The organism is Negativicoccus succinicivorans, from assembly GCF_018372215.1.
Lineage (GTDB): Bacteria > Bacillota > Negativicutes > Veillonellales > Negativicoccaceae > Negativicoccus.
Genome location: NZ_JAHAJN010000001.1, coordinates 246,071 through 257,990 on the forward strand (window position 1 = coordinate 246,071; position 11,920 = coordinate 257,990).

The following is an 11,920-nucleotide window of genomic DNA, read 5'->3' on the forward strand; positions in this document are numbered from 1 at the left end:
TTAAGTGTCTGTGGGAAACTGTGCTGACAATAAAAAAGCCTGCCGAGTTCGGCAGGCTTTTTTATTAACGTAAGCTGCAATTAAATGCTTTTAACCGTTGGACAATCCGTTGAATTCGTTCATCCACCTCGTGATCCTGCAAGGTGCGATCCGGCGCGCGGAAATGCAGCGCATAGGCCATGCTGACAAAACCGCTCGGCACCTGATCACCGCTGTAACGATCAAACAGTTCGACCGATTCAAGAATCGCTTCGCCCTGTCGTTGCATGACATCAACCAAAGTCGAATGCGTGACACCTTCCGGAACTAAAATGGCCAGATCCCGATCCAGCGTCGGATACTTCGGCAAGCTTTGGTATTCCGGTATTGTCGCAATGTACGGCAACAATGCTTCGATATCCACTGTGAATATATACATTGTCAGTTTCAAGCCGTACCCTTTTTGGGCAACGGGATGCAATTCACCGCAAGACAGCAAAACTTTGCCGTCACGCAGCGCGGCGGCCGCCTTCCCCGGATGGTAAATTGCGTCTTCCGCTACATCCCAACGGTAATCGGTGACGCCCAGTCGGGAAAGAACCGTTTCCATCAAACCTTTGACATCATAAAAATCGTAGGCATGCTGTGCCTGCGGCCAACGTGCAACCCCTGTGCTACCGCAAAGAACCCCCGTGACAAACGGTTTTTCTTCCGGTAATTCGGCAAGCGGTAATTCTTTCGGCAAATACACGGATGCCGCTTCAAACAGCGCCAAGTTTTCATTTTTCACGGCAAGATTGCGCTTGACCGCCTGCAACAGACTCGGTACAAGTGTAGTCCGCATTTGCGGGAAATCATCGGTAATCGGATTTAATACGGAAACCGCCTGATAGCGGCTGTCTGATTCTGCCAACCCCAATGCTTTCAAATCTTGCGGTGCCATGAAACTGAAGGTAACCGTCTCGGAAAGACCGGCTTGTACCAGGATATCACGAATAGTTTCGATCGCTGCGTGCTCATCGCTTTGACGACCACTGGTTTGGCGCCCGAGCGGTAATGTATTCGGAATTTTATCATAGCCGTAGAGACGCGCCACTTCTTCAACAATATCAGCCAGTTCCGCTACGTCACCGCGCCAGCTCGGAACAGTTAAGAACAGTGCTTCACCCTGTTCGGTGATGTCAAAATAAAGGCGTTTCAAGATATCGATAATTTCAGCCCGTTCCAACGTAATCCCGATTGCCCGGTTAATTTCCTCTACCGTAACGGTGAGTGTGCGCGTCGGTTGCGGTTCGGGATACACATCAAGATACCCCGGGGCCACTTCGCAGGCGCCCATTTCCTGCAGCAGCTGCGCGGCTCGATCTAAAGCAAGTGTCGTAATATCGGGATCAATACCGCGTTCAAAACGTCCCGACGCTTCCGAACGCAGACCGTGTTTACGCGCGGTGCGACGAATGGTCGCGCCGTTGAATGTGGCGGCCTCCAACAATACGGTCGTTGTTTGGTCGGTCACTTCCGTGCGTTGTCCGCCCATAATACCGGCAAGTCCGACCGCACCGTCTCGGTCGGCAATGACCAACTGATCCTCTGCTAAGGTTCGTTCTTTATCGTCCAAGGTCACTAACAATTCGCCTTGCAATGCACGGCGACAAATTAATTCGTGTCCCGCAAGCGTATCATAGTCGTACGCATGCAACGGCTGCCCTTGCTCCAACATGACAAAATTCGTCACATCGACAACATTATTGATGCTGCGAATATTCGCACTGCGCAGCGCATCCTGCAGCCATTCCGGCGAAGGCGCAATTTTCACATTGCGCAAAAGTCGCGTCGAAAAACGTTCGCAAAGATCGGTGGCGGCAAGCGTCACTTTTGCGTCTTCCGTAATCGCCGTACCGGACTCGTTCACTTGAATGGTCGGCAGGCTCAATTGACTGTTGAACAACGCCGCAAATTCACGAGCCAATCCCACCATGCTGAAACAATCCGCTCGATTCGGTGTAAGTTCAAACTCGAAAATCACATCATCGAGACCTAAAAACTCATGGATATCATGACCCACCGGAATATCATTCGGCAAGATAAAAATACCGTCAGCGCGTGCGCCGGATAACAGGCTCAAATCGAAGCCCAATTCATTTGCCGAACACATCATGCCGAACGAAGGTACACCGCGTAATTTCGATGTTTTAATGTGAATACCACCCGGTAAATATGAGTTCGGTTGCGCTACCGGTACAATTTGACCCGGACGCACATTCTTTGCCCCGGTGCAAATCTGCAACGTTTCCGTTCCTACATCCACTTGGCAGACAACGAGTTTGTCTGCATTGGGATGCGGATCAACTGAAAGAATTTTACCCGTAACGACATTTTTAATATCTTTGCCGGGGACATGTACTTTTTCCACCGGAATACCTGCCATAGTCAGTGTTTCGGCGAGCTCTTCCGGATCTCCCTCAATCGTGACATAGTGGCGCAGCCAGGTTAACGATGCCAGCATATATTTCCCTCCTAAAACTGCGCCAAGAAGCGCACATCATTATCATAAAATAAACGTAAATCGTCAATTCCGTACACCAGCATGGCAATTCGTTCCACACCCATACCGAACGCAAAACCGCTGATTTTTTCCGGATCGTAACCGTTTAAACGCAATACGTTCGGGTGCACCATCCCGCAACCGAGAATTTCCAACCATTCTTCGGACGTATCCACCGTGCCGCCTTTACTGTGGCGTTTGCGGAACGAAATATCGACTTCCGCGCTCGGTTCCGTAAACGGGAAATAGCTGGCACGAAAGCGCACCTTGGTATCTGTACCGAAAATTTCCCGGCCAAAATGTTCAATTGTTCCCTTCAAGTCGGAAAACGTAATTCCCTGATCAAGCAAGAGTCCTTCGACCTGATGGAACACCGGTGAATGCGTCGCATCATAGTCGGAACGATATACTTTGCCGGGCGCAATAATACGAATCGGCGTGTTCGGTTCCTGTGACTGCATCGTGCGCGCCTGAACCGGCGACGTATGCGTACGTAAAAGAATCGAATCATTGATATAAAACGAATCTTGCATATCACGCGCCGGATGATCTTTGGGGAAATTCAGACTTTGAAAGTTATAAAAATCATCTTCGATTTCCGGACCTTGCGCAATCGTATACCCCATCTTCATAAAAATATCCTGAATGCGACGATTGATCTGCGTCAATGGATGCAAATGTCCCTGCAGCGGTCGACGTCCCGGTAATGTAATATCAATTTTTTCCGCCGCCAACCGTTCACTCAGTGCTTTTTGTGCCAGTTCATCCTGCTTCTCGCTCAGGTTTTTTTGCAAAAGGCCGCGCACTTCGTTAGCGAGCGCTCCCACGACCGGCCGCTCTTCAGCAGTCAGATCCTTCATGCCGCGCAATATCGCAGTCAGTTCCCCTTTTTTACCTAAGAACGCTACTCGGATTTTTTGTAACTCCGATTCGTTCGCAGCGGCTGCGATTTCTTCCAACGCACGCCGTTGCAGTTCCTGCATTTCCTCTTTCATAACAACCCTCCTGAAAACACAAAAAGACCCTCGCCTGGGGCGAAAGTCTCTTCCGCGGTACCACCCAAATAAGTACTCGAAATCTTTATCGCAGAAATACGTTTTGCCTACGTTATCAGCAAACTGCTCCCGAATGAACTGTATGGTTTCACACGCCGACTTTTCCAGTCATGAAATCGGCTCCCTGAAGTGCGAATATTCCATACACCTTTCGTTCCTAGCATCCAATGTGAAATTAAAGATAGTATAACAAGTTAACTTTGATTCCGCAAGTCGCTTATGTAAACTTGAGACCGCCGGCGATAATGCCTCGTTGTACCTGATTGCTGCCTTCAAAAATTTGCATGACTTTGGCATCACGCATATATTTTTCTAACGGCGCTTCTTTGGAGTAACCGGCGCCGCCCATAATCTGAACGGCATCTGTGCTCACTTTCATCGCCGTATCGGACGCAAAACACTTCGCCATAGACGCGATAACGCCGGCGTTTCTCGCGCCGTCCATTTGACCGGCGGCCGCTTTCCACACCAGCAAGCGGGATGCTTCCGTGGCCATTGCCATATCGGCCAACATCTGCTGTACCATCTGCAGCGCAATCAATTTATTGCCGAACTGCACACGCGTGTGCGCGTATTTCCCTGCGGCTTGCAATGCCGCTTCTGCAATACCGACGGAGATCGCACCGACAAACGGACGCGATGCATCCAACGTCCGCATCGCCCATTTGAAACCGCTGCCCTCACGCCCCAGCCGCGCCGACTCGGGTACAAAGCAGTCCGTCAGTACCAATTCCGAAGTAGCGGATGCACGAATGCCCATTTTATCTTCCACTTTCCCCACACTGAAGCCGTCCGTATCTGTCGGCACAATGAATGCCGTCAACCCGCGGACGCCGCGAGCCGGATTGGCATTGGCAAAGACCACTACCACATCGGCAATCGGGCCATTGGTAATAAAATGCTTCGTACCGTTTAAAATGTAGCCGCCTTCCGTTTTTTTCGCGCGTGTTGCAATCGCCGACGCATCCGACCCGGCATTCGGTTCCGTCAGGGCAAACGCGGCCATCCCTCCGCCTAAAATCACGTCACAAAAAGCTTGCATCTGCTCGGGTGTGCCACCGAAAGCCACCGGCAGCATGGCCAGCATATTCGCCGCGCACGCCGTCGCAATACCCGCGCAGCCTTGTGCGATTTTTTCAAAAATAAGCGCCAACGTCATGGCATCCAAACCGATGCCGCCGTATTCTTTCGGTACGCCGAGTGAGGTCAGACCGGTCTGCTTCAAAATTTTCCAGAGTTCATCCGGCACCACACCGTCTTTATCCATTTCCAGTGCACGCGGTGCGATTTCTTTCGTTACAATTTCCTGTACCAGATCCAATAATTCCTGCTGTTCGGCAGTGATTGTAAAGTCCATTGTTTTCCCCCCTCAAATATCGTGCGCGATATCAATCGTGTGCACGATCCAATACGTGCCTTTCCCCGAAAGCATTAATCTTTTGTTGTCATCGTAAAATTTAACTTCCCCGATCAATGTCTTTTTGCCGTGGTGGATAATTTCACCGTAGCCGTGCACCCATGTATTTTCCGGAACGGGACGAATATACGAAATATCCAAATCAATCGTGACGACATGGTAGCCGAGCGCCCGAGATGCCCACCCCATGCAGGCGTCACTCATCGTAGCCAACGGCGCTCCATGTGCAATTCCGCGGCGATTAGTGTGGAAATCCGGTTCGATAAACAGTTTAAAATGAGTTTTCCCCGGAAAGAGATCCACTACTTCAATTTTCATAAACTGAAAATAAGGGTCTTCACTTTTGGCGCGTTGATAAAAATTTTCCAACGAAGGATCAATCATTTTTCTCCTCCATCATCCATAAGGCTTTCCCCATCACATAAAATGTTCCTTCACAATGAGCTAAGAGCCGACCTCTTTCATCGCGAAAATCGCAAACCGTCCGCATCGTATTGCGTCCGTTATGAATAACCTCTGCCGTTCCCGTCACTGTCGAATCCAAAGCGACAGGGCGAATATACGAAATACGAAGTCCCATAGTCGTGACTGATTTGCCGTGTGCAAAACAGGCTGCTCCCATATAGGTATCGGCCAAGCCGAAAAGAAAACCGCCATGTGTCGACTGGTAGGAGTTTTCCACAATTTCGCGCTGCGCTATTGTTTTCATTACCAAGTGTCCCGGTTCCATCGTCACCACTTCATAATTCATCAGGCGATCAAAAGGATTCAGTAACACCATTTCCATAATTTTTTGTTGTTCCTGATCCGTTATCATTAGCGACTCCACCTATTCATAATGTAGCGCATCGATCGGGTTCAAGCGTGCCGCTTTACGGGCCGGATACAAACCGAACAGCAAACCGATGGCTACCGAAAACGCAAATGATCCCAAAATCGGCCAAGGAGAAATGGCCGCGGAAACGTTGACTAAGGAGGCCATCGCGTGCGCCCCTAAGATGCCGACGATGACACCGATCGTGCCGCCTACCAGACTGATCGTAATCGACTCAATCAAAAACTGCGTAATAATCATCCGATACGTCGCACCGAGAGCTTTACGTATTCCGATTTCACGAGTACGTTCCGTTACTGATACCAGCATAATATTCATGATTCCAATACCGCCGACTAACAGCGAAATCGCCGCAATCGCACCCAAGAAGAGGGTAAGCGTTTGCATGGTTTGCTGTACGGTTTCTAAAACGTCTGCCATATTTTCCACCGTAAAATCATCTTCGCGATTGGGCAAAATCTTATGTCGGATCCGCAAAAGATTCGTAATGTCCGCTTCCACTTGCGACATCGTATCGCCGGATGCGGAGGCGACGCTGATCGTTTGCACATAAGTGATGCCGAGCAACCGTTCCTGTACGGTGCTGAACGGCGCTAAAATGCAATTATCCGCATCATTCCCTCCCGATGCACCCTTTTCCGCAAGAGTTCCAATCACCACATACGGGTCGTTTTTTACACGAATTTTACTGCCGATCGGATTAGCATCGCCGAACAGATTTTTTGCGACCGTCTTCCCGAGTAACACTACGCGCGCACGCGATTTGTATTCTTTTTCCGTCCAGTAGCGACCTTCCTCAATTTCCGCGTCCCTGACATTACGGTAGGATGCGGTAACGCCGATAACCTTTGTCGTCCAGTTTTTGTTGCCGGCCACTACTACATACGACCCCTGCACCATTGGCGAGGCATCTTTGACATTAGGCAACAACGTAATCGCCACGTAATCATTATAGTGCAGCGTTTCCAGACTCCCTGCGACCGGTCGCAATCCCGGTGTTCGCGGTGCTCCCGGTATAACAATCAGGAGATTGGAGCCGAGTTGCGAAAACCGATCTTCCGTATCTTTTTGGACGCCTTGGCCGATCGAGACCAGCGCAATCACGGAAGCCACCCCGATGATAATCCCCAGCATCGTCAAAAGGGAGCGCATTTTATTACTGATTAAAGCCTGCCACGCGATTTGTAAATTTTCCCAAAACATACTACGCATCGTCGGCTACCATCCATTCCTGCGTCACGCCCCCGTCGCGCAACACGATATGGGATTGCGCATAAGCGGCAATATCCGCCTCATGGGTAACCAGCAGAATCGTCCGACCTTGACGATGAAGCTCCGTAAAGATTTCCATAACTTCCGCACCGGATTTACTGTCCAAGTTGCCCGTCGGCTCATCCGCCATAATAATCGCAGGATGATTGACCAAGGCTCGCGCAATAGCGACGCGCTGTCGTTGGCCTCCGGAAAGTTCCGTCGGCAGATGATGCAGACGTTCGCCCAGGCCAAGTTGCGTTAATAATTTGCGTGCATACTCGGTTCGCTCCGGTTCCGGCGTTCCCGCATAAATCATCGGCAATTTTACGTTTTCCAAAGTGGATAACTTGGCAAGCAGGTTAAAACTTTGAAATACAAACCCGATTTTTTGATTACGCGTTTGCGCCAATCGATCATCCGATAATTGCGCGACCTCTTCGCCGTCCAATTCATACGAGCCGGAAGTCGGACGATCCAAGCATCCCAGAATATTCATCAAGGTTGACTTGCCCGAACCTGAAGGTCCCATGATCGACAAAAATTCACCGCGCTCTACGGAAAGAGATATCCCTTTCAGTACAGGTACTTCCTCTTTTCCTAAGCGATAATTTTTAACGATATCTTTCAACGCTATTACAGGCACACTCATCATTTCACCTAAATTCGCGGATGATGCGTTGCCGAATTGCCCGCTTTATCCTCGCTGACACTACCGCTGGTCACAATGGTATCATCGGCGTTAAGGCCGGAAATAACTTCCGCCTGAGTATCTGTAACAATACCGATCACCACCGGTGTTTTTTCCAGCTTATCGCCCGCTTTTTTATATACATATTGGCCGTTCACATCGCTGCGTAGCGCCGTAATCGGTACCAACACGACATGATCTTTCGTTTGCGCATCAATGATCGCACGTGCTGTCATGGACGGATACAAAGCACTGATTTCATCACTGCTAATCGCCACATATACCGTATAGTAAATAACCGCTGCACCGGAGGAGTTTCCGCTCGAAGCCGGCGTACGGGAAATATCCGTCACATGCCCGTGGAATTTCCGATTCGGATAAGCGTCAACCGTAAATGTTACATTTTGTCCCGCCCGGACCTGGCCGATATCAGTTTCATCCACTAAAAGACGAATCCGCATAGAAGAAAGATCAGCGATTTTCGCAATGATCATCTGATTAGACAAGCCCTGCGCTACCGTTTCACCTGCTTTCATCGGCTCCCCGATCACAATGCCGTCCATCGGCGCGACAATCGTCGTGTCAGATATGTCCGATTGCGCTTTATTGTAGGTCGCCTGCGCTGTTTCATAGTTCATTTGCGCATCCGCCAATTGCTGATAGGAAATCGCTCCCTCGGAATACAATTGCCGATATCGGTCGTAAAGGCTTCGTTTATTGGCTAAAATGCTTTCCGCCTGACTTAACTGACTTTCCGCCGACTTTGCAGAAATGACCGCCAGCACGTCGCCTTCATGGACCTTCTGATTTTCTTTCACAAGCACCTGCGTTAACGTACCCGAAATGTTGGCGCTCAGCTTTACTTCATTAACCGGTTCGATCGCGCCTGTCGCATCAATCGAGCTGGCAATTGAACCTGTGGTGACCTGCCCCAACACATAGGACTCTTTACTTTCCGCCGTCCGATGTGTCCACCACCAAAGCCCGGTCAATACAAGCAATAAAAAAAGCAATCCCCAAACAATTTTCCGTTTATGAGTCTGCCAAAATTCGTTTCGATTCATTATTTCCCTCGCTTTATCGAAGTCACATAGATGCCTCTTTTGTTCTTTTATTATAGCATAGTACGATCTTTATATTAGCGATAACAGGTTCGTAGTATCGTCCCCTTACATAATAAAATCGGTGCTGTTTATGATATAATATTTCTACTCAAAGGAGGCATCATGCAACATCTTGACCAACCCCGCCAAATGTGGCGGCAATTTTTTTCTATTTGGATACCGCTTTTCTTAACTCAATTATCCCTTGTAGCCGGCGGCTTTTTTGCCGCTACGGTAGCCGGACGGCATAGTACTGTGGATCTTGCCGGAGCGGCGGTCGGCGTAAATTTATGGGTGCCGGTGTTAATGACTTCGATCGGTCTTTTCATGGGACTTACGCCGATTATTTCCCAGCTTTTGGGCGCCAATCAGCCGACAAATATTCCTTCCATTGTACGTCAAGGAATCTACCTTTCTCTGACTGTCGGCCTGGTAACCATTTGCATGGGAAGTTTTCTCCTTCCCTTGATTCTTGATAACTTAGGACTCGAGCCCGCTGTACGCAAGGTTACACAGGGTTTCTTAACATTTATTGCCTACGGAATTATTCCCTCTTTTATTTCTGTTACGTTACGCAATGTGGTGGATGCTCACGGGTATACTCGTATTTCCCTTTCGATTATGACTACAGGATTTTTCCTGAATATTATTTTGAACTATGTGTTTATTGACGGCTATGGCAGTATTCCCTCGTTGGGAGGTGCCGGAGCGGGACTGGCGATTGCCATTTCCAACAGTGTGAACTGCTTTCTCTTTTTCTTGGTTATGCTTTTTTTGCCCCCCTTTTCCCATTATCGCATTTTCAAGGAATGGGAAGGTCTTCATTTCGCAAGGTGGCGGGAGCAGCTGAAAATCGGCTTACCGATCGGCGGTGCCAACTTTTTGGAAATTTCCTTGTTTTCCATCGTCGGGCTTCTAATCACGAGCTATGGTACACAAATTATTGCCGCTCATAATGCCGCTAACAATTTTTCCAATGTACTGTACTCACTCCCACTGTCCGCCGGTATTGCTGCTACGATTTTATGCGGGTTTGAACTTGGTGCCCAACGCTTCGACTTCGCCTTACGGTATGCCCGCATGGCGCAAGGTTTTACGATTAGTGTGGCGGCTATTTTATTTATTCTCGCCTTCTTCAACTTCAATTCAATTGCCGGTCTTTATACCAATGACCCGCAAATGATTGCACTTAACGCCGGTTTTATGGTGTATGCGTTGATGTTTACCTTTGCAGATGCTACCGGCGTACCGATTCAAGGAGCACTGCGCGGTTATAAAGACGTGCGTTTCGTATTTATAGTTTCATTGTTATGCTATTGGTGTATCGGTCTGACCCTGGGCATTATCCTATCGCACTATACAAATTTAGGCCCTTACGGTTATTGGATCGGTATTATTTGCGGCTTGCTTGCTGTCTCTGTCGCCTACAATGCACGCCTTATCTATCTCAATCGCAACCGGCATAAAATTAAAACCGCTCATTAAAAAAGAGACCGTTACGGTCTCTTTTTTTGTTCTTTTTTTATTTTCTGCCGATATAATGTAATCACATCTTCTAGCGGGATAGAACTCATCGCAATATTGCGATTTTTTTTAATCTGCAAGTCGGCATCTTGCGCATGTTGCGCCGTCACATAATCTCCCTGAGGATTGCGAAACGGACCGCTGCGTTCCGGACGCGTCGGACCATATAAACCGATAATGGATGTGCCGTATGCGTTGGCAATATGAAGTGGGCCCGTATCGCCGGAAATATGCATGCGCGCATGCTTCTCCAGCGCCAGCAGTTCACGCAAACTCGTTTGTCCTGTCAGATCTACTGTTCTTTTCGCTCGGTCACCTGCCATCAAGCGTTGCGCCAGCGGCGTATCAGCGGCGCTGCCGGCAATGACTACATGCCGCCCGTCAGCTGTCATCTGACCGATCAGTTCCCGCCAGGATGTTTCCGGCCAATCTTTTCCCGCACCGCGACTGCTCGGCGCAATCACAATATATTCATCGGTCACGCCTAAAGCCTGTAACTTTTGCCGCAACGTGACTTCGGCATCGCTGATGTCACACAAAGGATACGCAATCCGGTCAATATCCGCTCCAAAATATTCTACCACGTCCAATAAACGTTCCGTGATATGACCATATTGATGAGCGCCGACAATCGGCTGGCTTACCAGTCCGCTTCCTTCGCGCGCTTCCCAATATCCATAGCGCGCTTTAGCGCCGCTCAACCGAGCCACCAAAGCACTCTTAGCAAGCATCTGCAAATCCAATACCAGATCAAATGAGCGTTCGTGTAATTCCCTATGTAATTCACGCCAATAGGAAGGCTGGCGAAGACGATTCCGGTCAATCACAACTTTATCGTCTAAATAAGGAGCGCCCGGCAAGACATCTTTAAATGCACGATGAACTGCCCAAGTAATATGAGCGCGAGGATACTTTTTGCGCAACGCAAACAGCGCCGGCAATGCGCAAATAATATCACCGAGCGAACTCATTTTGATAATTAAGATACGTGCTTGTGGCAAGTTTAATTCCATTGAAGATCCCGTACACATTCATGCATAAATTCCTGCACATTACCACCGGTAAATAAAAACCCCCGAATCCCCGCACGTTCGGCCGCCGCCACGTCCCGTTCACTGTCACCGATTAAAAACGCGTCTTCTCTTGCGATACGGTGCTTACTGAGCGCTTGAATAATCATGCCCGGCCGCGGTTTACGGCAAACGCAATCCACGTCATATTTTTTTACTTTGGCATGTAAAAGATGCGGACAATAGAAAAACTCCGTCACTTTTCCGCCCGCTTTGGCAAACTCTTCGTTCAGCCAGCGGTGCAATGCCTGCACGTCCTCTTCCGTGTACATGCCGCGCGCTACACCGCTTTGATTCGTCACAACAAAAATCAGCCAGCCCTGTCGGCTCAGTTCGGCAATCATTTCCCGCGCTCCGGGAATAAATTCAACTTCGTCCGGCCGACTCACATAGCCGTGATCAACATTAATCACTCCGTCGCGGTCTAAAAATATTGCTCGTTGTGACAAT

Annotated in this window: 11 protein-coding genes; 1 reads left to right on the forward strand and 10 read right to left on the reverse strand. The window is 49.1% G+C overall.

Translation table 11 applies throughout. The features are described from left to right. Nucleotides 1-64: 64 nt before the first annotated feature. The 8 genes from pheT to KIB08_RS01285 all read right to left on the reverse strand — a co-directional run bounded on the left by pheT (nucleotide 65) and on the right by KIB08_RS01285 (nucleotide 8,837). A complete protein-coding gene (pheT, locus tag KIB08_RS01250) occupies nucleotides 65-2,485 on the reverse strand; it encodes a phenylalanine--tRNA ligase subunit beta (RefSeq protein ID WP_303988536.1) in 2,421 nt (806 codons plus the stop codon). A gap of 11 nt (nucleotides 2,486-2,496) precedes the next feature. Further along, the gene (gene pheS, locus KIB08_RS01255) at nucleotides 2,497-3,519 is read right to left on the reverse strand and encodes a phenylalanine--tRNA ligase subunit alpha (RefSeq protein ID WP_303988538.1); all 1,023 of its coding nucleotides are present in this window, start codon (nucleotides 3,517-3,519) and stop codon (nucleotides 2,497-2,499) included. Between the two features lie 277 nt (nucleotides 3,520-3,796). Then, nucleotides 3,797-4,936 (reverse strand): acyl-CoA dehydrogenase family protein, encoded by a 1,140-nt coding sequence (locus KIB08_RS01260; protein ID WP_303988540.1) that lies wholly within the window; start codon nucleotides 4,934-4,936, stop codon nucleotides 3,797-3,799. 12 nt (nucleotides 4,937-4,948) lie between these two features. Next, nucleotides 4,949-5,380, reverse strand: coding sequence for a PaaI family thioesterase (locus KIB08_RS01265; protein ID WP_303988542.1), 432 nt, complete (start codon nucleotides 5,378-5,380; stop codon nucleotides 4,949-4,951). Then, complete coding sequence (locus KIB08_RS01270; RefSeq protein WP_303988544.1) at nucleotides 5,373-5,813, reverse strand: PaaI family thioesterase; 441 nt, start codon at nucleotides 5,811-5,813, stop codon at nucleotides 5,373-5,375. The genes KIB08_RS01265 and KIB08_RS01270 overlap by 8 nt, the downstream gene beginning before the upstream one ends. Nucleotides 5,814-5,825: 12 nt before the next feature. Further along, complete coding sequence (locus KIB08_RS01275) at nucleotides 5,826-7,034, reverse strand: ABC transporter permease (RefSeq protein WP_303988547.1); 1,209 nt, start codon at nucleotides 7,032-7,034, stop codon at nucleotides 5,826-5,828. Between the two features lies 1 nt (nucleotide 7,035). Next, entirely contained in the window at nucleotides 7,036-7,734 is a 699-nt protein-coding gene (locus KIB08_RS01280) for an ABC transporter ATP-binding protein (protein ID WP_303988549.1), read from the reverse strand. Between the two features lie 8 nt (nucleotides 7,735-7,742). After that, on the reverse strand, nucleotides 7,743-8,837 hold the full coding sequence (locus KIB08_RS01285; protein ID WP_303988551.1) for an efflux RND transporter periplasmic adaptor subunit: 1,095 nt from the start codon (nucleotides 8,835-8,837) through the stop codon (nucleotides 7,743-7,745). Between the two features lie 162 nt (nucleotides 8,838-8,999). Here KIB08_RS01285 and KIB08_RS01290 point away from each other — a divergent pair, with 162 nt between their 5' ends. Next, nucleotides 9,000-10,361 (forward strand): MATE family efflux transporter, encoded by a 1,362-nt coding sequence (locus tag KIB08_RS01290; RefSeq protein ID WP_303988552.1) that lies wholly within the window; start codon nucleotides 9,000-9,002, stop codon nucleotides 10,359-10,361. Between the two features lie 11 nt (nucleotides 10,362-10,372). Here KIB08_RS01290 and KIB08_RS01295 read toward each other — a convergent pair whose 3' ends face one another. Beyond that, complete coding sequence (locus tag KIB08_RS01295; RefSeq protein ID WP_303988555.1) at nucleotides 10,373-11,413, reverse strand: glycosyltransferase family 9 protein; 1,041 nt, start codon at nucleotides 11,411-11,413, stop codon at nucleotides 10,373-10,375. Continuing rightward, nucleotides 11,404-11,919 carry a D-glycero-alpha-D-manno-heptose-1,7-bisphosphate 7-phosphatase gene (locus tag KIB08_RS01300; protein ID WP_303988556.1) on the reverse strand — a complete coding sequence of 172 codons (516 nt, stop codon included), beginning with the start codon at nucleotides 11,917-11,919 and terminating at the stop codon, nucleotides 11,404-11,406. The genes KIB08_RS01295 and KIB08_RS01300 overlap by 10 nt, the downstream gene beginning before the upstream one ends. Between the last annotated feature and the right edge of the window lies 1 nt (nucleotide 11,920).